This is a genomic window from Streptomyces sp. NPDC058637 (assembly GCF_042717325.1).
In the GTDB taxonomy this organism is placed as follows: Bacteria; Actinomycetota; Actinomycetes; order Streptomycetales; family Streptomycetaceae; genus Streptomyces.
In genome coordinates this window covers 40652-65834 of sequence record NZ_JBHXRD010000020.1, presented here as the reverse complement: position 1 = coordinate 65834, position 25183 = coordinate 40652, and the positions used below count along the sequence as shown (strand labels likewise).

General features: G+C 71.0%; 25 protein-coding genes. 11 read left to right on the top strand and 14 right to left on the bottom strand.

The window, feature by feature from the left end; genetic code table 11:
- Window positions 1-1398, bottom strand: a complete 1398-nt coding sequence (locus ACFWVP_RS21165; protein ID WP_384498699.1) for a DUF6421 family protein — start codon at window positions 1396-1398, stop codon at window positions 1-3.
- Between the two features lie 247 nt (window positions 1399-1645).
- Here ACFWVP_RS21165 and ACFWVP_RS21160 point away from each other — a divergent pair, with 247 nt between their 5' ends.
- Entirely contained in the window at window positions 1646-2329 is a 684-nt protein-coding gene (locus ACFWVP_RS21160) for a glycerophosphodiester phosphodiesterase (RefSeq protein ID WP_384498697.1), read from the top strand.
- Between the two features lie 19 nt (window positions 2330-2348).
- Here ACFWVP_RS21160 and ACFWVP_RS21155 read toward each other — a convergent pair whose 3' ends face one another.
- Entirely contained in the window at window positions 2349-2897 is a 549-nt protein-coding gene (locus ACFWVP_RS21155; RefSeq protein WP_384498696.1) for a GNAT family N-acetyltransferase, read from the bottom strand.
- Window positions 2898-3074: 177 nt separating this feature from the next.
- On the opposite strand from ACFWVP_RS21155, the gene ACFWVP_RS21150 reads away from it, so the two are divergent.
- The 5 genes from ACFWVP_RS21150 to ACFWVP_RS21130 all read left to right on the top strand — a co-directional run bounded on the left by ACFWVP_RS21150 (window position 3075) and on the right by ACFWVP_RS21130 (window position 6503).
- Window positions 3075-3677, top strand: a complete 603-nt coding sequence (locus ACFWVP_RS21150) for a DUF5134 domain-containing protein (protein ID WP_384498695.1) — start codon at window positions 3075-3077, stop codon at window positions 3675-3677.
- Between the two features lie 87 nt (window positions 3678-3764).
- Window positions 3765-4700 carry a M56 family metallopeptidase gene (locus ACFWVP_RS21145; RefSeq protein WP_384498694.1) on the top strand — a complete coding sequence of 312 codons (936 nt, stop codon included), beginning with the start codon at window positions 3765-3767 and terminating at the stop codon, window positions 4698-4700.
- 33 nt (window positions 4701-4733) lie between these two features.
- On the top strand, window positions 4734-5432 hold the full coding sequence (locus ACFWVP_RS21140) for a phosphatase PAP2 family protein (protein ID WP_384498692.1): 699 nt from the start codon (window positions 4734-4736) through the stop codon (window positions 5430-5432).
- Window positions 5433-5462: 30 nt separating this feature from the next.
- Window positions 5463-6185 (top strand): HAD family hydrolase, encoded by a 723-nt coding sequence (locus ACFWVP_RS21135; protein WP_384498691.1) that lies wholly within the window; start codon window positions 5463-5465, stop codon window positions 6183-6185.
- 138 nt (window positions 6186-6323) lie between these two features.
- Window positions 6324-6503, top strand: a complete 180-nt coding sequence (locus tag ACFWVP_RS21130; RefSeq protein WP_384498690.1) for a hypothetical protein — start codon at window positions 6324-6326, stop codon at window positions 6501-6503.
- A 237-nt stretch (window positions 6504-6740) separates the two neighbouring features.
- Here the strand turns inward: ACFWVP_RS21130 and ACFWVP_RS21125 are convergent, their stop codons facing one another.
- A complete protein-coding gene (locus tag ACFWVP_RS21125) occupies window positions 6741-8231 on the bottom strand; it encodes an LVIVD repeat-containing protein (protein WP_384498689.1) in 1491 nt (496 codons plus the stop codon).
- A gap of 174 nt (window positions 8232-8405) precedes the next feature.
- Between ACFWVP_RS21125 and ACFWVP_RS21120 the strand changes: the two genes are divergently transcribed.
- Complete coding sequence (locus ACFWVP_RS21120; RefSeq protein ID WP_384498687.1) at window positions 8406-9074, top strand: DUF305 domain-containing protein; 669 nt, start codon at window positions 8406-8408, stop codon at window positions 9072-9074.
- An 87-nt stretch (window positions 9075-9161) separates the two neighbouring features.
- The gene (locus ACFWVP_RS21115) at window positions 9162-10541 is read left to right on the top strand and encodes an FAD-dependent oxidoreductase (protein ID WP_384498686.1); all 1380 of its coding nucleotides are present in this window, start codon (window positions 9162-9164) and stop codon (window positions 10539-10541) included.
- A 71-nt stretch (window positions 10542-10612) separates the two neighbouring features.
- Here the strand turns inward: ACFWVP_RS21115 and ACFWVP_RS21110 are convergent, their stop codons facing one another.
- From ACFWVP_RS21110 to ACFWVP_RS21070, 9 genes are all read right to left on the bottom strand, one after another.
- Window positions 10613-10957, bottom strand: coding sequence for an ArsR/SmtB family transcription factor (locus ACFWVP_RS21110; RefSeq protein WP_384498684.1), 345 nt, complete (start codon window positions 10955-10957; stop codon window positions 10613-10615).
- A gap of 49 nt (window positions 10958-11006) precedes the next feature.
- Entirely contained in the window at window positions 11007-11735 is a 729-nt protein-coding gene (locus ACFWVP_RS21105; protein ID WP_384498682.1) for a class I SAM-dependent methyltransferase, read from the bottom strand.
- A 29-nt stretch (window positions 11736-11764) separates the two neighbouring features.
- Window positions 11765-12871 carry an NADH:flavin oxidoreductase/NADH oxidase gene (locus ACFWVP_RS21100; RefSeq protein ID WP_384498680.1) on the bottom strand — a complete coding sequence of 369 codons (1107 nt, stop codon included), beginning with the start codon at window positions 12869-12871 and terminating at the stop codon, window positions 11765-11767.
- A 159-nt stretch (window positions 12872-13030) separates the two neighbouring features.
- Window positions 13031-13435, bottom strand: coding sequence for a hypothetical protein (locus ACFWVP_RS21095; protein WP_384498678.1), 405 nt, complete (start codon window positions 13433-13435; stop codon window positions 13031-13033).
- 27 nt (window positions 13436-13462) lie between these two features.
- Window positions 13463-13849 carry a hypothetical protein gene (locus ACFWVP_RS21090; protein ID WP_384498677.1) on the bottom strand — a complete coding sequence of 129 codons (387 nt, stop codon included), beginning with the start codon at window positions 13847-13849 and terminating at the stop codon, window positions 13463-13465.
- A 213-nt stretch (window positions 13850-14062) separates the two neighbouring features.
- Entirely contained in the window at window positions 14063-16465 is a 2403-nt protein-coding gene (locus ACFWVP_RS21085) for a glycoside hydrolase family 3 N-terminal domain-containing protein (protein ID WP_384498675.1), read from the bottom strand.
- A gap of 51 nt (window positions 16466-16516) precedes the next feature.
- Window positions 16517-17413 (bottom strand): carbohydrate ABC transporter permease, encoded by an 897-nt coding sequence (locus ACFWVP_RS21080; protein ID WP_384498673.1) that lies wholly within the window; start codon window positions 17411-17413, stop codon window positions 16517-16519.
- 4 nt (window positions 17414-17417) lie between these two features.
- Window positions 17418-18344 carry a carbohydrate ABC transporter permease gene (locus ACFWVP_RS21075; RefSeq protein ID WP_384498671.1) on the bottom strand — a complete coding sequence of 309 codons (927 nt, stop codon included), beginning with the start codon at window positions 18342-18344 and terminating at the stop codon, window positions 17418-17420.
- Between the two features lie 2 nt (window positions 18345-18346).
- Window positions 18347-19591, bottom strand: coding sequence for an extracellular solute-binding protein (locus ACFWVP_RS21070; RefSeq protein WP_384498831.1), 1245 nt, complete (start codon window positions 19589-19591; stop codon window positions 18347-18349).
- Between the two features lie 213 nt (window positions 19592-19804).
- On the opposite strand from ACFWVP_RS21070, the gene ACFWVP_RS21065 reads away from it, so the two are divergent.
- The 3 genes from ACFWVP_RS21065 to ACFWVP_RS21055 all read left to right on the top strand — a co-directional run bounded on the left by ACFWVP_RS21065 (window position 19805) and on the right by ACFWVP_RS21055 (window position 22924).
- Window positions 19805-20875: a LacI family DNA-binding transcriptional regulator gene (locus ACFWVP_RS21065; RefSeq protein ID WP_384498669.1), complete on the top strand. Its 1071-nt coding sequence runs from the start codon at window positions 19805-19807 to the stop codon at window positions 20873-20875.
- Window positions 20872-21414 carry a GNAT family N-acetyltransferase gene (locus ACFWVP_RS21060; RefSeq protein ID WP_384498667.1) on the top strand — a complete coding sequence of 181 codons (543 nt, stop codon included), beginning with the start codon at window positions 20872-20874 and terminating at the stop codon, window positions 21412-21414. Before ACFWVP_RS21065 ends, ACFWVP_RS21060 begins: the two co-directional genes overlap by 4 nt.
- A 424-nt stretch (window positions 21415-21838) precedes the next feature.
- On the top strand, window positions 21839-22924 hold the full coding sequence (locus ACFWVP_RS21055; protein WP_384498665.1) for a WD40/YVTN/BNR-like repeat-containing protein: 1086 nt from the start codon (window positions 21839-21841) through the stop codon (window positions 22922-22924).
- A 206-nt stretch (window positions 22925-23130) separates the two neighbouring features.
- On the opposite strand, the gene ACFWVP_RS21050 is transcribed toward ACFWVP_RS21055, so the two are convergent.
- Both ACFWVP_RS21050 and ACFWVP_RS21045 read right to left on the bottom strand, forming a co-directional pair.
- The gene (locus ACFWVP_RS21050; RefSeq protein WP_384498663.1) at window positions 23131-23547 is read right to left on the bottom strand and encodes a universal stress protein; all 417 of its coding nucleotides are present in this window, start codon (window positions 23545-23547) and stop codon (window positions 23131-23133) included.
- A gap of 1 nt (window position 23548) precedes the next feature.
- On the bottom strand, window positions 23549-25096 hold the full coding sequence (locus ACFWVP_RS21045) for an APC family permease (RefSeq protein ID WP_384498661.1): 1548 nt from the start codon (window positions 25094-25096) through the stop codon (window positions 23549-23551).
- Window positions 25097-25183 lie beyond the last annotated feature (87 nt).

The following is a 25183-nucleotide window of genomic DNA, read 5'->3' as shown; positions in this document are numbered from 1 at the left end:
TCACGCGGCTGCCCGCCCGGCATCCGCCGCGGTGATCCCCTTGGTGGAGGCGATCACGTGCTTCAGCTTCTTGGAGAGCGCCTCATAGAACATGCTCAGGGGAAACTCGTCCGGAAGCACGTCGTCGACGAGCTTACGCGGCGGCTGTGTCACGTCCAGGGCGTCCGGGCCCTTGGCCCAGCGGGAGCCGGGGTGCGGTGCGAGGTACTCGGCGACCAGGTCGTACGCCGCGAACCAGTGGACCAGTTTCGGGCGGTCGATACCGTCGCGGTAGAGCTTCTCGATCTCACCGCAGAGCTGGTTGGTGACCTGCGGGGCGCGGGCCCAGTCGATCTTCAGCGTGTTGTCGGTCCAGCGGACCACGTCGTGCTTGTGGAGGTAGGCGAAGAGGAGCTGGCCGCCGAGCCCGTCGTAGTTGCGCACGCGCTCGCCGGTGACGGGGAAGCGGAACATCCGGTCGAACAGGACGGCGAACTGCACGTCACGGCCCTGGCCGAAGCCGTCGGCCTCGAGCTTCACGGCCTCCTTGAAGGCGGTGAGGTCGCAGCGCAGTTCCTCGAGCCCGTACATCCAGAACGGCTGGCGCTGCTTGATCATGAAGGGGTCGAACGGCAGGTCACCGTGGCTGTGGGTGCGGTCGTGGACCATGTCCCAGAGGACGAAGGCCTGCTCGCAGCGCTTCTGGTCGCCGATCATCTCGCGGATGTCGTCGGGCAGCTCCAGCCCCAGGAGGTCGACGGACGCCTCGGTGACCTTGCGGAAGCGGGCGGCTTCGCGGTCGCAGAAGATGCCGCCCCAGCTGAAGCGCTCGGGGGCCTCGCGTACGGCGATGGTCTCGGGGAAGAGCACCGCGGAGTTGGTGTCGTAACCCGAGGTGAAGTCCTCGAAGGTGATGCCGCAGAACAGCGGGTTGTCGTAGCGCGTGGCCTCGAGGTCGGCGAGCCACTCGGGCCACACCATCCGCAGCACGACCGCTTCGAGATTGCGGTCCGGATTGCCGTTCTGCGTGTACATCGCGAAGACGACGAGGTGCTGGAGGCCGTCGGCGCGGTCCTTGGCCGGCTGGAAGGCGAGCAGGGAGTCGAGGAAGTCCGGGACGCCGAAGCCGTCCGCGGCCCAGCGACGGAGGTCCGCGACGAGCGCACGGTGGTAAGCGGCGTCGTGCGGGAGGAGCGGGGAGAGCTCCTCGACCGCTGCGGCGACCCGCTCGATGGTGGCTCCGGCCGTCGCGGCCGAGGGGGCGTCCTCGGCCGCGAAGTCGATGGACCCGTCCTTGGACTGCCAGGGGCGGAACTCCTCCACGGCACTCTTGAGCGCGGTCCAGGCCGGGTGCTCGACGACCCGCTGGGCAGCAGCTATCGCGTCGGGGGCGGTGGCGTGCTCAAGAATTTCCGTCATAACTCTTCCTTCACGGGAGAACCTCGCGTCAAGCAACCGTATCCATGTGCGGTTCCTTCAGACAAGTGGGGTCCAGAAAATTATCCTGTCGCCCCTCATTTTCACCGACATTTTTCCTGCCACACATCCATCGGACAACTTCTTCCGTCGGGCAGGCGGGACATACCTGGTCCTCCGTACGGGACCTGGTTCCCTGGGGGTAGGAACAGCACGCGGGGTGTCGACGACGGACGGAAGCGGGATCGCCTTGACTTTTCTCACCATCGGCCATCGCGGAGTCATGGGTGTCGAGCCCGAGAACACCCTGCGCTCGTTCACGCACGCGGAGCGGGCGGGTATGGACGCCGTCGAGCTGGATCTTCATCTGAGCAAGGACGGCGCGCTCGCCGTCATGCACGACGCCGCCGTGGACCGCACGACGGACGGCAGCGGGCTGATCGCGGAGAAGACGCTGGCGGAGCTCCGACAGCTCGACGCCGGGCAGGGCGAGCGCGTGCCGGTCTTCGAGGAGGTGCTCGACGCGGTCGGTTCACCGGTGCAGGCCGAGATCAAGGACGTGGCCGCGGCGCGGGCGCTGGCCGAGGTGATGCTGCGGCGCGATCTCGTCGGCCGGGTCGAGGTGTCCTCGTTCCACGACGAGGCGGTCGCCGAGATCGCCCAGCTGGTTCCGGGGGTGCGGACGGTGCTGATCGCGAGCCGGTGGGGCGGCGACGTGGTGGATCGGGCGAAGGCGGTGGGCGCGATGACGCTGGCGCTGAACATCCGCCGTCTCACCCTGGAGGTGGTCGAACAGGCCCACGCGGAAGGCCTGAAGGTGATCGGCTGGGTGGTGAACACCCAGGACCATCTGCGTCTGGTGCGTGCGCTGGGCCTGGACGGCGCGACGACCGACTATCCGGAGATCCGTCGCGCGGGCCGTTTCACCGCCTGAGCCCGCCGCGGGCCGCCGGTCATAGCTCCTTGACCAGCAGTTCGAAGACGAGGTCGTCGCGCTGCGGGATACCGAAGCGCTCGTCGCCGTACGGGAAGGGGGTCGTCGTGCCAGTACGGCGGTAGCCGCGGCGCTCGTACCAGGCGATCAGTTCCTCGCGGACCGAGATGACCGTCATGTGCATCTCCTTCACACCCCAGCTCTCGCGTACGGTGCGCTCCGCCTCGGCGATGATCATCTTGCCGAGGCCGGAGCCCTGCAGCCCGGGGGTGACCGCGAACATGCCGAAGTAGGCGGCGTCGCCCCGGTGTTCGAGCTGGCAGCAGGCGACAGGGGCGCCGTCCCGCTCCGCCACGAGGAGCCGTCCGGCGGGGGCCGTGACCACCTCGCGCACCCCGTCCGCGTCCGTCCGCCTGCCGTGGAGGATGTCCGCCTCCGTGGTCCATCCGGCGCGGCTCGCGTCGCCGCGGTAGGCGGACTCGACGAGCTCCACGAGGACCGCGACGTCCTCCTCGGTCGCGTCACGGAAGCTCAGCTGTGCCTGGTCGGGGGAGGGTGCGATGCCCATGCGAGGTACTCCGTTTGTCTGCTGCCGACGGTGCCGTCCGAGACTAACCCGGCAGCGTCCGCCCCTCACAGGCCCCTGGCGCGCTCCCCCGCACCTCAATGCGCCCCGGTAGGACCGTCCCGGGCTGGGCATCGTCTGGACGACACCGGCGTCGTTCGCCGTAGGGGGAGGTGGGCTGTGCACGGACCTGCGTTGTCCGGCTGGCTGCTGATGCTGCTGTGCGGGGGCACGGGTGCGTACTGCCTGCTGCGTGCGCGCAGTGGTCCGACGGGGGAACGCGGTGCGGCGCGCGCGGAGGCCGTGATGGGGTTCGGGATGGCCGCGATGGCGGTTCCCGCGGCCCTGTTCACACTGCCGGACGGGATGTGGGTGGTCTACGTGGTGGTGTTCGGGGGCGCGGCGGCGCGCGCGCTCGTCGGCGCGCGGCGCGGCGGGCACCATCTGCACCATCTGGTCGGTTCGCTGGCGATGGTCTACATGGCGGTGGCCATGGCGCCGGGGGCGGGGCAGGTTGTTCACGGCGCCCACGGGGCACACACGGCCGCGGGGACGGCCGGAGGCATACCCCTGCTGACGGGAGCGCTGCTGGCCTACTTCGCGCTCTATGTGCTGGGCACAGCGGGACGGCTGATACCGGTGGACGCCGTCGCCGCGGGCGGCGGTTCGGGCGACAGGGCGTCCGGTGGGGCGGGCATCGCCTGGGGCGCGCGGCCCGAGCTGGCGATGGCGTGCAGGTCGACCATGGGCCTGGCCATGTTCGCGATGCTGCTCACCCTGTGAGACAGCGGGTCCGACAAACCGTGTCCTACGTCACTTGGGACGCACGGCCATACCCGTGGGTACCGCCGCACTCATAGGCTGAGGGTCATGGTGGTCTCCCTCACGCTGCTGATGCTCGGTGCGCTGGCCGCTGTCCTGGCCCCGGGACTGATGGCCAGGGCCCGCTGGCCGGAGCGTGAGCCGGTCGTGGCGCTGTGGGTCTGGCAGTGCGTGGTTGCGGCGGTGCTCCTGTCGTTCGGGCTGTCGATGACCTTCAGCGCGGCAGCGGCCTGGCAGGCGGTCCGCGGACATGTCTTCGCGCCCGCCCCGCACGCGGTGGTGGAGGCGTACGCCCTCGGCGCGTACGGACCGTGGTCGGCGGTCATCGCGGTGCTGCTCGCGCTCGGCGGCCTGTGGACCGCGGCCATGCTCGTACGGGAGGTCCGCCGGGCCCAGGTGCACCGCAGGAAGCGGCGCACGGAACTGCTGGTCCGTTCCCCGCTGATGCCGGGCGAGGAACCGGGCAGCGGTCGCCTCGTGGTGTTGGAGGGTGAGCGCCCGGACGCCTGGTGGCTGCCCGGGGCGGCGCCCCAACTGGTCATCACCACCGCGGCGCTGGGCAGGCTGAAAGGCCGTCAGCTGGACGCCGTGCTCGCCCATGAGCAGGGGCACGCGCAGGCGCGCCACGATTGGCTCCTGTACTGCTCGGGCGCGCTCGCGACCGGATTCCCGCAGATTCCCGTGTTCGCGGCGTTCCGTGACGAGATGCACCGGCTGGTCGAGCTGGCCGCGGACGACGTGGCGTCACGGCGCTTCGGACGCCTCACCATCGCGCTCGCCCTGGTCGAACTCAACGAGGACCGCGGGGTGTTCGGACCCTGCCCGACCCCGGACGCCCAGGTGCCGCTCCGGGTGGAACGCCTGCTCGCCCCCGGGAACCGCCTCACCGCGGGCCGCCGGCTGCGGCTGACGGCGGCAGCGGCATTGGTGCCGGTCGTGCCGCTGTTGGTGGCGTTCGTGCCGGGGCTCAGCGCCCTGGGATAGCTAAACGCGCGGACCTTCCGCGAGGATCACCCCATGCACTCCCCCACACTCCCCCCACCCACCCGGGTCTCCCTGCTGGGCGCCGGCCTCGTCTGCGCGGCCCTGTCCGTCGTCCTGCTCGTCATGGTCGCGGTGCGCTGGTCGCCCCTGATGTCGCTGGACACCACGGTGGCCGAGGCACTGCACCGCAGAGCGGTGACGGAACCCGGGCTGGTCCACGTCAACCGCGTGCTGACGGACTGGGTGTGGGACCCGTGGACGATGCGCGTCCTGATCGCCGTGGCCGTCATCGGGCTGTGGCGGCACGGTGCGCGCCTGCTCGCCGCGTGGCTGGCCCTGGTCAGCGCGATCTCCTCCCTCGTGCAGCAGGGGCTGAAGGCCGCCGTGGGCCGGGAGCGTCCGCAGTGGCCGGACCCGGTGGACTCGGCGAACTACGCGGCCTTCCCGTCGGGCCACGCGATGACCGCGATGGTGAGCTGCGGTCTCCTCCTGTGGCTGCTGCGCCTGTACGACACGCGGCCCCCCTGGTGGCGGGCCGCGCTGACCCTGGCCGTGGTCTCCGTGGCGGGCGTGGCCGTCACGCGGGTCTACCTGGGTGTGCACTGGCCGACCGACGTGCTGGGCGGGCTGCTGCTGGGTGCGGCCGTGGTCGCGTTCGCCGTGGTCGGATACGGCGTGATCGCCCGGTACGCAGCGCGCCGGACGGCCGGTGGCGCGGGTGCGCCCTTGTAGTGCGGCCCCCGGAGCGGCGACGATCGGCCCATGCAGATCAAGGGTGTGCTCTTCGACTTCTCCGGGACCCTCTTCCGTATCGAGCCCGTCGGTTCCTGGCTGCGCGCCGTGCTCGACTCGCGGGGCACGGTGGTGGAAGAGGATGATTTCGAACGGTATGTACGGCAACTGACCTTCGCCGGTGCGCTTCCCGGCGGTCCGAACCCCCAGCGGATCCCGCCGCGGCTCGCCTCCGTGTGGGCCGCCCGCGACCGGACCGCCGAGCAGCACCGGGAGGCGTACACCGGCCTGGCCCGTGAGGTGTCCCTTCCCGACCCGGAGCTGTACGACGCGCTGTACGAGCGCCACAGGAGCCCCGAAGCCTGGCAGCCGTACCCCGACGCGGCGGAGGTGCTGCGGGGGCTGCGCGACCACGGGATCGCGGTGGGGGTCGTGAGCAACATCGGCTGGGACCTGCGGCCCGTCTTCCGGGCACACGGCCTGGACGAACTGGTCGACGCATACGTCCTGTCCTACGAGCACGGCATCCAGAAGCCGGACCCGCGCCTGTTCGAAGCCGCCTGCACGCTGCTGGGGCTCGACCCTTCGGACGCCGTCATGGTCGGTGACGACCGCCGCGCCGACGGGGGCGCGGCCACGCTGGGCTGTGAGGTGCGTTTCGTGGACCACCTGCCCGTGACGGAGCGCACGGACGGGCTCAGGGCGCTCGATCTGGTGGCACTCGCACGGCGGGGCACACGCGACGGGTCGTGAAGCGGTTCACAAAGCGGTGGGGAAGCGGTTCACCAAGCGGTCGCGAAGCGGTTCGTGAAGGATTCCGGGAGGTGGTGTGAGGGATATCCCTGTCTCCCGATGGGGTACAAGGCCCGACCGGGGCCTAGCCTTGTACCCATGTCCCCGCAACCGAACACATCTGTCTCCGCGCGTCCTGCCTCCGTGGTCAACGAAGCGATTCGTGACCTGTGGCAGCGCTCGGGCGGGATGCTGTCCCCGGACGACGAGCGGGAGTACCAGCGCCTGCTGGTGGAGTGGGCCGCCGCGGCGGGCACGAGCGTGCGTCCGACCGCCTGAGCGGGCGCGGACTCGCCCCCTGCCCGAGCGGGTACGGTCGGCTCCGGTCCGCCGCGCTCAAGTGCTGGTCCCCCCTGATTCCGGCGATCCCCCGCGTCGCCGGAATCAGGGGTACAGCATCTCCCCATGCGGCTCACCGGTCAATGAATTATGCGTGCCCCGCCAGGTGGAACCACCCGGCGGGGCACTGCTTTCCCATACCCTTCCCGTACGCGGGGAACGGGACGTGCGGGTGGGTCAGCGGTCGAAGTAGTCCGGCTGCGTCTGCACGTTGAGCTCCTTCAGCCGCACCTTCTTCGCCGGGTCCGTGCGCCGGTCGTCGAGCTTCAGGACGTCGAAGCCCTTGGCGATGTCGTTGGAGTAGATGTAGCCGTTGTAGTAGTACGCCGACCACGGGCCGGCCGTGGTGACCGCCTCCGTGGAGACCGGACCGCGCTCGAAGAACGCGATCTCCTTCGGCTTCGAGGAGTTGGTGAAGTCCCACACGGAGACCCCGCCCTGGTACCAGGCCTGGACCATCAGGTCGCGGCCCTCGACCGGGATGATCGAGCCGTTGTGCGCGACACAGACCTCGGTGTCGGCCTGCGGACGGTCGATCTTGAAGTAGCTGCGGAACACGAGCTTGCGGTGGTCGCCCCGGCCGGTGATGTCGTAGATGCCGTCGGCACCCCGGTTCGGGCCGATCTCGTCGTTGCAGGTGGCCGCTCCGCCGCCACCGAGCTCATCGGTGAAGACGACCTTGTCGGCCCCCTGGTTGAAGGTCGCGGAGTGCCAGAACGCGAAGTTCACGTTGTCCTGGACCCGGTCGATGATCTTCGGGTTCTCCGGGTCCTTGATGGAGAACAGCAGACCGTCGCCCATGCACGCCCCTGCCGCCAGGTCCTTCGAGGGCAGCACCGTGATGTCGTGGCAGCCGGTCGTCCTGGAGACGCCCGGGTTGGTCGGCGCACCGGGGTTGCCGCCGTCCGGGAAGAGCACCGGGAAGTTCACGATCCGGGACGTCTCGGGAGCACCGCGCGGCACCTTGATGACGGAGATGCCGTCGTGCGGCGGCCGGCAGTCGGGGAACGCCTCGTTCGGCGAGTACGAGGAGACGTACACGTAGACGCTCTTGCGTTCGGGAAGGATCGTGTGGGTGTGCGAACCGCACGCGGTCTCGACTGCGGCGACGTACTTCGGGTTGCGCTTGTCGCTGATGTCGAAGATCTTCATGCCCTCCCAGGAGGACTTCTCCGTGGCGGGCTGCGTGGTGCTTGCACAGGAGTTGTCACTGCGCGAGGAGTCGGTGGACAGGAAGAGCAGGTCTCCCGAGACCGAGATGTCGTTCTGCGAGCCGGGGCACAGGACCTGCGCGACGGTCCTGGGCTTCTTCGGGTTGCTGACGTCGAAGATCCGGAAGCCGTCGTAGTTGCCGGCGTAGGCGTACTTCCCCTGGAAGGCCAGGTCCGTGTTGAGCCCCGCGAGCGCGTCCTTGGGGACGTTGGCGAGGTGCTCGATGTTGTCGCTGTGGACGATCTCGTCCACGCCGGGTATCTCACCGCTCTCGATGGCGGCTTCGGCCTCGGCCTGCTGACTCACGGAGATACCGCTGCGGTTGGCGGCGGTGTCACCGGGGTCGGGGGTCGCGGCCGCGGGTCCGGCCGTCAGCAGAGTGGCGATGAGCCCGGCCGCGGCTGCCGCCACACCCAGACGTCTGCGCCGCACTCTGGTGGTGTGCAACGAGGTCACTGCGTCCTCCCTTGTGTCCGTCCGCAGAGGAACGGTTCATGGACCCCGGCAGTATCGTCCCTCGCATGTACACACCAACAGATGGCAACAGAGACGTAATAAAGTTTTTGATCATTGCCTGGTGGAAGGTGTTAGGACGGTCTGCAACACATCCAAGTGGCACAGGAGGTCGCCGTGCTGATCCCCCGTCGGTCCACGCGCACCCGCGCGGCAGCTCTCACGGCTGCGCTCGCGGCTGCCGTACTCGCCCTGAGCGCCTGCGACCCGGGCGGCGACGGTGGGAAGAGCGACGCGGCGGACAAGGGCCTCACGGTGGTGGCGCCCGGGAAACCGGGTGAACCGGCCACGACCATGTCGGCCGAGGACGCTGTGAAGGCCGCCGCCGGGAACGACATTCCCAACTCCGCGGACTTCCGCTACACCAGGATGATGATCGAGCACCACGAACAGGCCCTGGTCCTCACCGGGCTTGTCCCCGACCGGGCGTCCTCCACCCCCGTCAAGCGGCTCGCGGAGCGCATATCGGCGGGCCAGAAGCCGGAGATAGCCGCCATGGAGGGCTGGCTGACGAACAACGACGCGGGCGCGCGCGAGGAGACGCACGACCACTCCGCGATGCCAGGGATGGCGACCGAAGCCCAGCTGGAGAAGCTGCGCGCGGCCCGGGGCAAGGCGTTCGACACGCTGTTCCTGGAGCTGATGATCACCCACCACCAGGGCGCGGTCACCATGGCGACGGAGGCCCTCGCGGACGGGAACAACGTGCTGGTGGAGGAGATGGCCAACGACGTCGTCGCCCAGCAGACCGTCGAGATCGACCGGATGCGCGGGCTGATGTCCTGACCCGCCCCGGAACCGGGCCCGCGCCGCACCTCCCCGGTTCCGTACGGCGGTGCCATGCTGGAGGCACCCTGCGGGAAGAGGTGCGTCGTGCTCCGTGTCGCAGTCGTCGGTTCGGGTCCCAGCGGGGTCTACACGGCCCAGGCCCTGCTGCGGCAGTCGAGGGTTCCGGATGTGCGGGTGCACGTGCTGGACCGGCTGCCCACGCCCTACGGTCTGGTGCGCTACGGCGTGGCGCCCGACCACGAGAAGATCAAGTCGCTCCAGAGCAGTCTCCGGGCGGTGCTGGAGGACGACCGGATCACCTTCCTGGGGCACGTCGAGGTGGGCGGCCCGGCCGGGCTTTCACCCGCCCGGCTGAAGGAGCTCTACCACGCGGTCGTCTACTGCGTCGGAGCCGCGGTGGACCGCCCGCTCTCCGTCCCCGGGGAGGATCTGCCGGGCAGCTTCTCGGCCACCCAGTTCGTCTCCTGGTACAGCGCCCATCCGGACGTGGCGGCCGACGGCTTCGCGCTGCGGGCCGGTTCGGCCGTGGTCGTCGGGGTCGGCAACGTGGCGGTCGACGTCGCCCGGATCCTCGCGCGCGGCGCGGCCGAGCTGCGATCCACCGATGTGCCGCGGGCCGCGCTGGACGCGCTCGGGGCGAGCCGGGTGCGCGAGGTGCACATCGTGGGCAGGCGCGGCCCTTCGCAGGCCAGGTTCACCACCAAGGAACTGCGCGAACTCGGTGCGCTGCCGGGTGCCCGAATCGTCGTGGACGGCGCGGAACTCGCCCTCGACCCGGCCTGCGCGGCCCCTGCCGGTGGGCCCGGTACGCCGCCGCTGCCCGCCGTGATCCGCCGCAATCTGGAGGTGCTGCACGACTGGTCGCGGAATCCGCCGCCCGCCGCGCACGACGGGGAGCGCCGCATCCGGCTGCGGTTCTTCCTGCGCCCGGTCGAGCTGCTGGAGCGGGGCGGCCGGGTGGCCGGGGTCCGGTTCGCACGGACGGCTCCGGACGGTTCCGGAGGCGTGCGGGACACCGGCGCGTACGAGGACGTCGAGGCGCAGCTCGTCCTGCGGGCCGTGGGATACCGGGGGACACCGCTGCCGGGGCTGCCCTTCGACCCAGCGCGGGGCACCGTGCCGCATCTCGCCGGCCGGGTGCTCAGGGACGGCGTGACGTCCCCAGGGGAGTACGTCGCCGGGTGGATCAAGCGTGGCCCGACCGGAGTGATCGGTTCGAACAGGTCGTGCGCCAAGGAGACGGTCGCCTCGCTGGTCGAGGACGCCGCACAGCTCGTACGCGGGGAGGTGGCCCCCGATGCGCTGGGCGCCCTGCGGGAGTCGGGTCTGCGGCCGGTGGAGTGGGACGGCTGGCTGTCGATCGAGCGTGCCGAGGCGGAGCTGGGGCGCTCGCTGGGCCGTGGCCGGGTGAAGATCCCGGACTGGTCCGGCCTGCTCGACGCGGCCCGGGGCGAGGGCTCCTGACCGAGGCGCCGGGGAGGTTCCGGCCCCCTCACCCCGGCTAACTCCACCCGGCCCTCGCCCGGCAGCTCCGCTCAGTCCTCGCCCAGTCGCCTCGCCTGGAGGTCCGCCGCACCGAGGACGCTGCTCAGCAGTCCGGGGAAGAGGGCGTCCAGGTCCTCTGTCCGCAGGGCGCTCAGCTTGGCGGTACCCCGGTAGGTCTGCTGGATGACACCGCTCTCGCGCAGCACCCGGAAGTGGTGCGTGGTGGTCGACTTGGACACGGGTAGCTCGAAGCGTGAGCAGGCCAGCTCGTCCGCCGCCCCCGCCAGTTGGCACACGATCCGCAGCCTCATCGGGTCGGAGAGGGCATGGAGCACTCCCTCGACGCGGATCTCGTCGCGCGAGGGATGGGCGAGCGCGCGGGCGTTCGTCGTCACGGTGGCTCCACTTCGTCCAGAGTTTCCATGGTACGAGATCTGCCGTAATTCAACGACGGGTCGCGACGACCAGACGTGCGCGGGGGCTGCCGTCGGGGCGGCGGCCGAGCTCCTCCAGGGGCAGCAGCCGCACCTCGAACCCGGTGTGCACGAGGTCGTCCACCACTTCGGGCAGCGGGAAGGTGCGGTAGTACATGACGAATCGCGGACGCCACAGGGCGTTGCGCACCCGCATGGCCACGTCGAAGCCGAGCAGCGACCAGTAGGCCCGGGAACCCACCGCGGGCGGCGCGCCGACCGGGAAGACGAACGTGCCGCCCGGCCGCAGCGAGGCGTGCACCCCGGCGAAGAGCCCGGGCCGTTCCCGTGGCAGGAAGTGACCGAACGCGCCGAGGCTCAGTGCGAGGTCGAAGGCCGGCGCGAAAGGCAGCGCCCGGGCGTCGGCCCGTACCCAGCCCACCGAAGGACCCCCGGCGGTCCCGGCGTGCCCGGCCTGTGCCACCGCGAGCATGCCCGCACTGAAGTCGACCCCGGTGGCCTGCTCGTCGCACAGCCTGCGCAGGACACCGACGCCCGCTCCGGTGCCGCAGCAGACGTCGAGCCCCCGCGCGAACGGGCCGAGCGGCCGCACGGCCCGTTCGACGGCGTCGAGGACCCGGTCCGGGGTCCGGTAGGGCGTCCGGTCGAACTTCGGGGCGAGCAGGTCGTATCCGCGCATCGTCGAGGAGAGTGCCTGGACGGCCAGTTCGCGGAGGGTGGGGCCCTGTGGAGTGAACATCGCGGCACAGCGTACCGACAGACGCGGTGTCAGACCGCCCAGCCGTACTGTTCGGGGACCGCCACCTCGCCGCCCAGCGCGCGTGAGGCGCCGCGGGCGAAGTAGGGGTCGCGGAGCAGTTCCCGGCCGAGCAGGACCGCGTCGGCGCTGCCGTCGGCGACGATCTTCTCGGCCTGCACCGGGTCGGTGATCAGCCCGACGGCGGCCACGGGGAGGCCCGTCTCGGTCCGCACCCGCTCGGCGAACGGCACCTGGTAGCCCGGGCCCACGGGAATCCGGGCCCGGGGGGCGAGCCCGCCGGTCGAGACGTCCAGCAGGTCGACGCCGTGCGCCCGCAGTCCGTGCGCGAGGCGGACGGTGTCGTCGGCGGTCCAGCCCTCACGTCCGTCGTCCGTGTTCTCGGTCAGCCAGTCGGTGGCGGAGACGCGGAAGAACAGCGGGAGTTCCTCGGGCCACACGGCCCGTACCGCGTCGACGACCTCCAGGGCGAAGCGGGTGCGGTTCTCGAAGGAGCCGCCGTACTCGTCGGTGCGGTGGTTGGTGTGCGGGGAGAGGAACTCCCCGATCAGGTAGCCGTGCGCGCCGTGGATCTCGGCGACGCGGAATCCGGCCGCGAGCGCCCGGCGGGCTGCGGCCGCGAACTGTGCGACGACCCGCTGGATCTCCTCGGCGGTCAGCTCGTCGGGCACCGGGTGGCCCTCGTCGTACGCGACGGGGCTCGGGGCGACCGGCTGCCAGCCCTCGCCGCCGGGGGTCGTGGCGTCGACGGGGCCGCCACCGCGCCAGGGTCGCTCGGTCGATGCCTTGCGTCCGGCGTGGGCGAGCTGGATGCCGGGAACGGTTCCCTGGGCGGCCAGGAAGGCGGTGATGCGGCGGAACGCCTCCACCTGCCGGTCGTTCCAGATGCCGAGGTCGGCGGGGCTGATCCGGCCCTCGGGGCTGACGGCGGTGGCCTCCACCAGGATCAGGCCCGTGCCGCCCGCCGCACGGGCGGCGTAGTGGGCGAAGTGCCAGTCGTTGGCCGTGCCCGCGTCCTGGCCGGACGCCTCCGCGCTGTACTGGCACATGGGGGCCATCCAGATGCGGTTGGGGACGGTCAGCGAGCGCAGGACGTAGGGCTCGAAGAGTGCACTCACAGGAGGCTTCGCTTTCTCGGGGGGACGGACAGGCGGGGGCCGCCGGTGGTCCGGACACGGTGGACCACCGACTCGTACGAGATTCACCGTACTACGAGATTCGCCGTAGTACGAGAAGGACCGTACTAAGCCGACCCCAGGACCCTCCGAAGCCGCCCCTCACCTTCCCGGCCGCCGCCTGCGCCGGAGCCTGATGTCGGTCTCGGCCGCGTAGACCTGGCTCCAGCTGCGTCCACCGCCGGAGGTCCACGTCACCTGTACGTCCGCCCCGTCCGGCCGGACGGCCTCGACCGTCATGAGGCGGTCGCCGTCCCTGACGTCCCCGCGCAGCAGTTCGCGTGCCTTGACGGTGACGGGAGCGCCCGACCGCGCGTTCTCCGCCTCCTCGGCGGCCCCGAGGAGCGCCGTGGCCAGTTCCCGGGCCGCCGCCGGGGAGCAGGACCAGGAGCCGCTCGCCGTCGGTCCCTCGATCAGGATCGCGACCCCGACAGGGCCCTCGGCCGGGCCGGGGGTCACCGCCAGCGTCGCACCGCGTCCGCCTGTGTCCTCGATCTCGATACTCATCCTTGTCGCCTCCTCGTCCCGCTCCGGTCAGCTCGGCCGGAGGCTCTCCGGCGGGCCCAGGTAGCTGCCGGGCTCGATGCCGCCGGTGGCCACCACGAGGTCCTGCAGCACCACCGTGGGGTCGGCCATCCAGAATTTGAGCACATGCGTGCCGGCCCGGCCGATGCGGTACGTGGCGCTGGTGCGGTGGACGTCGTCCGAGGTGTCGCGGGCCCGCCGCGGGTTCATCGTTCCGTCGTCGGACCCGGTGACCGCGGCGATGTCCACGGACCGCGGCGCCTCGGGAACGGAGTTCCGGGCGAGAACGGGCCGGACCCCGGTGACGCGCTCGATGTCGTCACGGAGATCGCCCGCCACCCGTACGAAGCCCGCGTGGTCGTCCTCGGCGACCACGACCGAAACCGCCCCGCCCACCCTGACAGCGGGAAGGCGTTCGCACTCGGGGTAGGGGAGATGTACGCGCCGGGGTCCTCGGGCCGTGCGGGCCTGGGCCGCGGGAGCCGCCCGCCGTTTCCGGGCGCGCCCGGCGCCGCAGGGGCATCACGGGTGCCGGGTGGCCTTCGAAAGTTTCGGGAGGCTCCCCGCGCACCCCTGCGGGAGTGCGCGGGGACAACCGCCCACCGCCCGTCAGAGGGCCGCGGGCACCGGTTCCGTCGAGGTGGCGCAGACCAGGCGGCGCCGGTGGTCGACGGTGCGTTCCGGGCCGGTGAGGCGCAGTCGTACCGTGTGCCGGACGTCGGCGGGGTCGCTGGAGGTGGCGAAGCGCAGCTCCAGGTCGCCGGGTTCGACGATCCGGTGCCCGCCGATCCCGGTGAACGAGACCAGGTCCGCGTGGAAGGCGAAGCGGACCCGACAGGACTCGCCCGCGGCGAGCGGCACCCTGACGTAGCCGATCAGCCGCGACTCCGGGCGGGTGGTCTGGGCGACCGGGTCGTGGACGTAGAGCTGCACCACCTCGGCCCCTTCCCGGTCACCGGCGTTCGTCACCGTGATCTCCAGGTCGGTGGCGCCGTCGGTGGGCAGATCGGCCGGGACCCCGCTGCCGGGCTCCCAGGCGAACGAGGTGTACGAGAGCCCGTGGCCGAACGGGTAGAGCGGGGTCGGGTCCAGATTGCTGACCCCGTTGGCCCGGCCCAGCGGCGGCTGCAGATACGTCCACGGCTGTCCGCCCGGACCATGGGGGACGCCTACGGGCAGCCGCCCGGAGGGGTTGACCCGCCCGGAGAGCACACCCGCCAGCGCCGGACCGCCCTCCTCGCCGGGGAAGAACGCCTGCACACAGCCGGCCAGCCGGTCCGCCCGGCCGCCGAGCGCGTACGTGCGCCCCGTCAGCAGCACCAGGACGACCGGGGTGCCCGTCGCCAGCAGTGCGTCGAGCAGCTCGTCCTGGAGACCGGGCAGGGACAGGTCGGCCGCGTCGCAGCCCTCCCCCGAGGTGCCGCGGCCGAACAGCCCGGCCCGGTCACCGAGCACGGCCACACAGACGTCGGCGCCCGCCGCCAGTTCGGCGGCTTCCCGGATCCCGGAGGCGTCCGTGCCGTCCACGTCGCATCCCCGGGCGAAGTCGACGCCCGCACCCGGCAGTTCCGCGCGCAGCGACTCCAGCACCGTCGGGACGGCGATGCCCATCGGCACCTCGGGGTGGGAGACGCCGACATGGCTGGGGAAGGAGTAGCAGCCGAGCATGGCCAGCGGGTCGTCGGCGCGGGGGCCGACGACCGCGATCCGGCCGGTCCCGGTCAGCGGCAGCGCGTCGCCGGGGTTTGCCAGCAGGACGCAGGACCGCTCGGCCAGGAGCCTGGCCAGGGCCCGGTTCCCGGGCGGGTCGAGGTCCACGGTGCCGCGGGCCGCCTCCGGCTCCACCCCGTCGTGCACTCCGGGCAACGGAGGCCGGTGCGGGTCGAGCAGGCCGAGCTCGCACTTCTGCAGCAGGACGCGGTGCAGGGCCCGGTCCACGAGCTCCTCGGCCACGGCTCCGTCGCGGACGGCGGCGACGAGCGCGTCGCCGTAGCTGCGCACGGTGGGCAGTTCGACGTCGACCCCGGCCGTGAGCGCGAGGCGGGCGGCGCCGGCACGGTCCGCGGCGACCCTGTGCAGGGTCTCCAGGAAGCCGATGCCGAAGTAGTCCGCGACGACCGTGCCGGTGAATCCCCAGGTGTCCCTGAGGAGTCCGGTGAGCAGGGCGGGGTCGGCGGCGGCCGGGACCCCGTCGACCTCGGCGTACGAGTGCATCACCGAACGGGCGCCGCCGTCGCGGATGGCCATCTCGAACGGCGGCAGGATCACATCGGCCATCTCCCGGGCACCGGCCCGGACCGGGGAGAGGTTGCGCGCACCGGCCGACGCGGAGTAGCCCGCGAAGTGCTTGAGCGTGGCGACGATCCCGGCGGACTCCAGACCCCGGACATAGGCCGTTCCGATGGTGGCGACCAGGTAGGGGTCCTCTCCGATGGTCTCCTCGACCCGGCCCCAGCGCAGGTCCCGGACCACGTCCAGGACGGGGGCGAGCCCTTGGTGGACGCCGACCGACCGCATGTCGCAGCCGATCCGGTGCGCCATCTCGGCGACCAGCTCCGGGTCCCAGGCCGCGCCCCAGGCGAGCGGGACGGGGTATGCGGTGGCGCCCCACGCGGTGAAGCCGGCCAGGCACTCCTCGTGGGCGAGGGCCGGAATCCCGAATCTGCCCGCCTCGGCGATCCTGGCCTGGGCCCGGGCGAGCGCGACGGCGCCGACACCCGGGTCCACCGGAGCGGTGCCGAACGGCCGGGTGAGCTGGCCGAGTCCGCGGGTCGTGAGTTCCTCGAAGTCGACGGGGTCGACCATGTCGTTCTGGTGCGGTGCGACTCCGTCGCCGTCGGCGTCGGCGCCCACCCAGACGCCGTACAGCTGCGCTGCCTTCTCCTCGAGCGTCATCCGGGCCGCCAGATCGGCCACCCGTTCCTCGGGGCTGAGTGACGGGTCGCGCCACGGGCCGTCTACGGAGGGGGCCGGATCGGCATGTCGGGCGTGCGGGACGGGGGTCGTTGCCATGGCGGCAGGGGTTCCTCTCATGAGTGCGTGGTCCGGGGCGGCAGGGGTGTCCTATTTGCCGCCCACCCCCATCAGTCCGTTGACCAGCGCCCGCCGGGCCACGAGGTACACGGCGAAGATCGGTACGACGGAGAGGACGATCGCGGCCAGCACGGCGGGGATGTTCACTCCGAACTGGGTCATGAAGTTGAACAGCCCCAGCGTCAGGACGCGGTTCTCCTCCGACTGCGTGAGGATCAGCGGGAAGAGGAAACCGTTCCATGCCTGGAGCGCGGAGAAGATGGCCACCGTGCTGATCCCGGCCTTGGACAGCGGCACCGCGAGCTGCCAGAGCATCCGGAAGGGCGAGGCCCCGTCGAGGGACATCGCCTCGTACATCTCCTCCGAGACGTCGCGCATGGTGCCGCTGAGCACCAGGACCGCGACCGGCATCGAGAAGGCCGCGGTGGGCAGGATGATCGCGTACAGGGTGTCGTACAGGCCCATCTTGCCGATCAGCAGGTACAGCGGCACGATCACCGCCTGCGCCGGGATCGCCACGCCGAGCAGGAAGGTCCGGAAGGCGAGCGACGAGAGGCGGCTGCGGGTGCGCACCGCCACGTACGCCACCGGGACGGAGAGCACCAGCACGATGGCGACCGTGGCCACTGCGACGATCGCGGTGTTGCCGAGCAGCGCGAGGAAGCCGCTGTCCAGCACGGCGTCGTAGTTGTCGAGCGTCGGATCGGTCGGGAAGGCCAGCGGGTCGCCGTTCAGCGCCTCGTCCTGACGCATCACCGATGCGGAGACCAGCGTGTAGAGCGGCACCAGGACGAGGACGAGCCAGACCAGGGAGCCCAGGCCGGCCAGCGGGTTGCCCCGCCTCCTGCGACGGCGGGCCGGAGCCGGGCGGCGCGGGGTCACGGGCGATGCGTGCTGCGGTGCGGCGGGGCGGGTGTCGGTCGACATCTCGTCACATACCTTCCCGGGTGGACCGCATGGATCCGAAGCCGCTGAAACGGACCAGGATCAGCGACAGACCGGTGGCCACGACGACGAGGGCGGTGGCGATGGCGGCCGCGTAGCCGAGGTCGTAGGTCTGGAAGCCGGTCCGGTACATCAGATAGGGCAGGATCGTCGTGTCCGTGCCGGGACCGCCCTTGGTCATGATGAGCACGGTGTCGAAGTACGTCAGCGAGCCGACGATCATCAGGACCGACGAGGTCGTCATGGTGTGGCGCAGCTGCGGCAGGGTGATGTGGAAGAACTGCCGCACCATGCCCGCGCCGTCGATCGACGCGGCCTGGTAGAGGACTTCCGGGATCTGCCGGGCACCGCCCTGGTAGATCAGCGTGTGGAACGGCATGAACTGCCAGCCGCCGACGAAGGCCACCATGAGGAGGGCGCCGGTGGACGAGCCCATGACGTCGGGGTCGATGCCGATCCAGGGGCCGATCTCCTTGATCACCCCGAAGTTGGGGTCGAGGAGGGCGTGGAAGAGCATGGCGATCGCGGTCGTGGAGAGCAGCAGCGGGATGAAGAAGATCGCCGACAGCACGGCCCGGCTGCGCTGGCGGCCCGCCGCCCAGACGCCCAGCAGCAGGGCCACGGGAGTCTGGAAGGCCCAGCTGATCGTGGTGAGCAGGAGGCTCAGCCAGGCGGCCTGGCCGAATTCGGGGTCCTTGAACAGCCGGGTCCAGTTGTCCAGGCCTGTCGGGGTCGGGGAGTTGAGCCCGTCCCATTCGCAGAAGGAGAGGTAGACGGCGATCGCCAGGGGGACGATCGCGAAGACGGCGAAGAAGAGGATGCCGGGCACGGCCCAGGCGACCGGGGGGCGGCCGACGTTGCCGACGGCCGCCTTCGTGTCTCCGCGCCTCTTCGCGGGAGTGTGGTGGGACATCGTTACCTTGTGGCCTTCATCGCTTCGACGAACTTCTCGGGAGTCGTCGTGCCGGCGAACAGCTTGCTGATTTCGGTGAGCATCGGGGTGGCGTACCGGGCCTCCAGCGCCTGGTCCCACGAGAGGGTGAAGCTCGGGGCCTTCTGGACCATCTGGTACTGGTCTTCCGCGAACTCGGGGTTGGGTGAACTACTCAGCATCGAGGCCGCGTTGGAGGTGGTGGGGATGTCACCGTTGTCGACGAGGGCCTGTGCGTAGGTCTCCGAGGCCATCGTCTTCAGGAACGCGATGGCGGTGTCCTTGTGCTTGGTACGGGCGTTGACGGACCAGTAGTTGGTCGGGTTGCCCACCACGTTCGCCGGGTCGCCCACTCCGCCCTCCACCGTGGGGAACGCGGTCCAGCCGAGGTCCTTCTCGGCGAATTCGGGTGCCTTGCCCAGCTGGGTCGAGTACTCCCACGAGCCCATGAGGTGCATGGCGGCCTTGCCCTTGTTGAGCAGGGTCGGGGCTCCGCCGTTGCCGTAGTCGACCGAGTTGAAGTTCTTGCCGAACGCGCCGTCGTCGATCAGTTCCCTGACGGTCTGCGCCGTCTTGAGCACCGCGGGGTCGCCCCAGCCGTCGGTGTCGCCGTTCTGGATCTTCCGGAAGACCTCGGGTCCGCCGATCCGGTCCAGCAGGTACTCCATCCACATCAGCTCGGGCCACTTGTCCGCCCCGCCCAAAGCGAAGGGGATGATGCCCGCGGCCTTGAAGGTGGTGACGGCCTTCTGCAGGTCCCCCCACGTCTCGGGGACCTGGAGCCCGTGCTCGGCGAACAGGGACTTGTTGTAGAAGAGCATCACGGGCTGCATGCCGCGCATCGGCACCCCGTAGATCTTCCCGTCGAGACTGCCCGCGGTCATGATCGACGGCAGGAAGCCGTCCTTGAGCGTGGCGTCGTTCTTGACGGTCGAGGTGAGGTCGACCAGGTTCTTCGAGTCGACGTAGGGCTTGATGGAACCGCCGCCCCAGTTGAAGAAGATGTCCGGGGCGCTGGGCGAGCCCATGGAGCTGCGCAGCTTGTTCACGTAGTCGGTGCCGGGTACCGACACCAGCTTGACCTTGACGTCGGAGGTCTTGTTGAAGGAATCGGCCGCCGCCTGCTGGACCTTGACCGCGTCGTCACCGTAGACGTAGGCGGTGATCGTTCTGTCTCCCCCGCCGCTGTCCCCGGACCCGCAGCCGGCCAGCAGGCCGGCCATGGCCATCGCCGCGCCGGCTGCGACCCATCTCGTCGTACGTGTGCCTGAAGTGAAAATGCCCGACCGCATGACCGCACCTCTGTCGAATGTTTCGGTGTGCCGTTCGAATGTTGCCGGAACCGTACGGTCGTGTTTCGAGCCCGTCAAGAGGGTGGGAGCAAGGATTTCCGGACCGCGCCCGGCCGCCTGCCCGGGGCGCCGGGAGGCTACGATTCGTGCATGAGCCCTGCAAAGGTCCAGCCCCACCAGGAGAAGGCGCCCGTCGACGAATCGTCGGAGAGCACCGCCACGCTGGCAGAAATCGCCCGAGCGGCCGGAGTCTCGGCTCCGACAGTTTCGAAGGTGCTGAACGGGCGGGCGGACGTCGCCCCCGGCACACGGTCACGGGTGGAGGAGCTGCTGCTTCTGCACGGCTACCGCCGCAGGCGCGGCGCCTCCCAGCAGTCCCAGCTGATCGACCTGGTCTTCCACGAGCTGGACAGCGCCTGGGCGATGGAGGTGGTCAGGGGCGTCGAGAACGTCGCCCGGGAGGAGGGGCTCAGCCTGGTCCTCTCGGAGAGCGCCGGGCGGCTCACCCCGGGCCAGACGTGGGTGGACGGCGTCCTGGCGCGGCGGCCGGCCGGCGTCATCCTGGTGCTGTCGGACCTGGACGCCGCCCAGCGCGCCCAGTTGACCAGCCGTTCCATCCCGTTCGTCGTGGTGGACCCGGCGGGCGACCCCGGTGACGACATCCCCTCGGTGGGGGCGACCAACTGGCAGGGCGGTCTGGCCGCCACCCGCCATCTGACGGGTCTCGGGCACCGGCGGATCGGCGTCATCGGCGGGCCCTCCCGCATGATGTGCAGCCGTGCCAGGCTCGACGGCTACCGGGCCGCTCTGGAGACCTCGGGGGTGCCGATGGACCCCGAGCTCGTGCGCGAGGGCGAGTTCAACCACGAGGACGGCTACACGGCGGCCCTCGAACTGCTGCGCCTGCCGGAGCCACCCACCGCGATCTTCGCGGGCAACGACCTCCAGGCGCTCGGCGTGTACGAGGCGGCGCGCGAGCTGGGACTGCGGATCCCGGAGGACCTCAGCGTGGTCGGCTTCGACGACCTGCCGCTCACCCGCTGGATCGGTCCGCCGCTCACCACGGTGCGGCAGCCGCTGATCGAGATGGCCGAGACCGCCGCCCGTCTGGTGCTCGACCTCGGCCGGGGGCGGCGGCCCGCGACCACCCGGGTCGACCTGGCGACCAGTCTGGTCGTCCGCAGCAGCACGGCCCCGCCGGCCGTCCCGGAGCCGCGATGACCCCGGTGCTGCACACGGAGCGCCTGCTGCTGGAGCCGTACACACCGGCCGACGAGGACGTGTTCGTGGCCCTGTTCCAGGACGTGCGGGTGTCCCGCTGGATGGGTGACGGGCCCTCGACCGAAGCTGAGGACCGCGCCCTGTTCGGGCGGGTCTTCACCAAGGTCTACGCCCGGGGACTGTTCGACGTGTGGGCGGTGCGCTCCCGCGAGGACGGCAGGACGGTGGGCCACGCCGAGATCAAGCCGACCGAGGAGTCGGGCGGCCACGAGATCATCTACGCGCTCGCGCCGGACGCCTGGGGCCGGGGCCTCGGGACGGAACTGGCCTCCGGTCTGCTCGACTACGGATTCCGCCGGCTCGGCCTGCGGTCGGTGCACGCCACGGTCGCCGCGGAGAACGGCAGCTCGCTGGCGCTCCTGCGGCGCGTCGGCTTCCGGCACGTCCGGGACATCGAGGAGTCCGACGGGAGCACGACCCTGCTCCTGACCCACGTCCGGGAGGACAGCCCGCCGGCCGCCGCCGGCCGGCCGCGGTAGTGCCGCGGCCCGGTAGAGCCCGGGGTCCGGTAGAGCCCGGGGTCCGGTAGAGCCCGGGGTCCGCGATCGTGGCGGGCGGGCGGGAAGGCGAGCACGGCGTCGCCGGTGTCCGGCAGCCCGCTGTTCTCCATGAGGACGACAATGCTCAGCCCGCCGTTGTTGACGAGGTGGTGGATCGTGCGCGGGGTGAACGGGACGAGGGCTCCGGGCGCCATGAGGCGGCGCACGCCGGCCGGATCGGCCGACCCGGCCGGCGTGCGCAGGTCGAGGCCCGCCGGTCCTGCCGCCCGCTCACGCCCCCACCACTGCCTCAGCCCCGCCTTCGCCGGTCTCACCTGCGCTGACGTGGATCCGCGCGCCACTGTCAGTGGCCGGGTGCAGACTGACCCGTATCCGGCACAACGGCGTTTCGGGAGGTCGTGTCATGACTGAGGTACTGCTCACCGTGGGCACCCGCAAAGGACTCTTCATCGGCCGCAGGCGTGGTGGCACATGGGAGTTCGGTGCTCCGCACTTCAACGCCCAGGCCATCTACTCGATCGCGATCGACACCCGTGGCCCGGCGCCCCGGCTGCTGGTGGGGGGCGACAGCGCGCACTGGGGCCCCTCGGTCTTCCACTCGGACGATCTGGGCACGACCTGGGTCGAGCCGGAGCGGCCGGCGGTGAAGTTCCCCCAGTTCACCGAAACGTCGCTGGAGCGCGTCTGGCAGTTGCAGCCCGCCGGGCCCGAGGCCCCCGGCGTGGTGTACGCGGGCACCGAACCAGCGGCCCTGTTCAGGTCGGAGGACGGCGGTGAGTCGTTCGAGCTGGTCCGTCCGCTGTGGGAGCATCCCACCAGGTCCCGGTGGGTGCCGGGCGGGGGCGGCGAGGGCCTGCACACCATCCTGACCGACCCCAGGGACGCCCGCGCCGTGACGGTCGCCGTGTCCACCGCCGGGGTGTTCCGCACCGAGGACGGCGGTGAGCGGTGGACCCCTTCCAACAAGGGCGTGTCCGCGGTGTTCCTGCCGGATCCCGACCCCGAGTTCGGCCAGTGCGTGCACAAGGTCACGCGGGACGCGGCCGACCCGGACAGGCTCTATCTGCAGAACCACTGGGGGGTTTTCCGGAGTGACGACTCCGGGGGTACCTGGAAGGACATCGGCGCGGGCCTGCCGTCGGACTTCGGGTTCGCCGCCGCTGCCCACCCGCACCGCGCGGACACGTTCTACGTCTTCCCGATCAACGCCGACGCCGACCGGGTCCCCGCCGGTCACCGCTGCCGGGTGTTCCGTACGCGGGACGCGGGAGAGACCTGGGAGCCGCTGACCAGGGGCCTGCCGGACGGCGACCACTACGGCACGGTGCTGCGCGACGCACTCTGCACGGACGACGCCGACCCCGCGGGCGTCTACTTCGGCAATCGCAACGGCGAGGTGTACGCGAGCGCGGACGACGGGGACAGCTGGCAGCAGCTCGCCTCGCACCTGCCCGACGTGCTGTGCGTGCGGGCGGTGGTGCTCGGCTGACCGGCGTACGGGGGCAGGGGCACGAGGTCGCGGGGCGGGGGCCGGGACATCGGTCCGGCCATGGCCGTACGCGGCGACGACGGCACCGGCGTCGCGCGGCGGCGATCAACACGCGGGCGGACGCGGCGGCGGGCCGCACGTGAGCCGGCGCGGCGGCCTCGGCTGTCGGCACGCGGGCGGGCGCGTCCGCGGCCGGCACCGGTGGCTCACGCGTCGGTCGGCACGCAGAGCACCGGCACGGTCGACAGGTGCAGGAGCTTGTGCGGGGTCGAGCCGAGCAGCGCCCCGCGGATCGGGCTCTCGCCCCAGCTGCCCACCACGATGACTCTCGCCCCGTGCCGTGCGGCGGCCTCGATCAGTGCCTGCGCCGGACTCCGGTCGATGACCTCGACGACCGCCGGTACGCCGGCTTCCTCGGCCGCGGCGACCGCGTGTTGCAGTCCTGTCCGCCCGGCCTGGCGGATGGCATCGTAGTGGGCCCGGTACTCCTCCCCGGAAGGGCCGGGCGGCGCCGCTCCGTAGACCAGGACGAGCTGTTCGCCGAATGCCCCGGCCACCTCGATCGCGGCCCGCAGCGCGCGTGCGGCGCCGGGTGACTCGTCGTACCCGAGGACCACGGACATGTCAGGACTCCTTGCCGTGCACGAGATCGGGGTCGACCACACTGCGGCGTTCGGTCCAGAAGGCCGACGACCGGAACCGCAGCACCACCATGAGCACCACACCGACCAGGCTGATGCAGATGCCGATGACGAGCGGCGGGCCGAGCCCGAACCAGGAGGTTCCGCTGTAGGAGTTCGCCGGGTCCGACATGTCGATGACCGACCGCACGAGCAGCCAGGTCAGCAGACCGGATCCGATCAGCGGGCCGAGGCCGATGAGGAAGAGGTTGCGCACGCTCTCCGTGAGATGGCGGCGGTAGTAGACCGCGCATGCCACGCCGGTGAGCGCGTAGTAGAAGGCGATGAGCAGGGACAGGGCCGTCAGTGAGTCGAAGAGGGCGTTCTCACTGATCTGGTTGACGACGAGGTACCAGCCGATGGCGATGGCGGCCACCCACCATGTGCTCACGTCAGGGGTCCGGAACCGCGGGCTGATGTGCGCGAAGTGCGTCGGCAGGGCGTGCCGGCGGGCCATCGACAGAGCGGTGCGCGACGCGGGAATGATGGTGGTCTGGGTCGAGGCGACGGCGGAGGTCGCGACCGCGAGCAGCACGATCCAGTCCCAGCCCCCCATGACCTCGTCGGCGAGGAGGGCGAAGATGAACTCCTCCTCCTCGGCGTTCTCGGTCAGGTACGCCGTTCCGGCGAACGCGACGACCGCGAAGCCGACGGACAGATAGGTCACCAGCAGGATGACGGTCGACCAGACGCCCGCCTTCCCGGGTGCGGTGGCGGAGTCCTCGACCTCCTCGGTGAGGTTGACGGCCGATTCCCAGCCCCAGTAGATGAAGACGCCGAGCAGCAGACCGCTCGTGAGCCCGGCGCCACCCGCGCCGAAGGGGTTGAGCCACTCGGCCGACGGTCTGACGGAGTCGAGCGACGTCGTGCCCGCGTAGACGCGGTAGAGCGCGACGATCACGAAGACCAGCAGGAAGGCCACCTGCGCCAGGATCAGGACGTTCTGCACCTTGGCCGACAGTTCGGTCCCGATGACGCACAGGCCGGTCATCACCACGATCAGGAGCACGGTGAGCAGTTGGCGTACGAAGGTGTTCTCGGCCCAGCTGTCGAGGCCGACGGCCAGCAGACCGAAACTGACGGCGACATCCGCGAGTGACCCCACCACGAGCACACCGGTCATGGCGATGGCCCAGCCTCCGAGCCACCCGGTCCACGGCCCCATCGCTCGGGTCACCCAGGAGAAGGTCGTCCCGCAGTCCTGGTCGACCTTGTTCAGGTAGTAGAAGGCCGATGCGATGAAGAGCATCGGCACGAAGGAGGCGAAGAGCACTCCCGGTGCGTAGACACCGACGAGCGCCACGATCGGGCCGATGACGGCCGCCACCGAGTAGGCCGGGGACGTGGCGTTCAGTCCGATGACCAGTGCGTCGACGAAGCCGATCGCGTTCGGCTTCAAGCCGACGGGCCGTACGGATCCGACGGGCCGTACGGGTCCGGCGGGCCGTACGGGTCCGGCGGGCTGTGCGGGTCCGGCGGGGTCCTCTGCCATGCTCCCTCGCTCCGGTCACAGGGCTGAAGAGAAAGCGGAATAGTTCGTTCTCATGCTAGGGACGTGCCTGAGGGTGCGCACATCCGC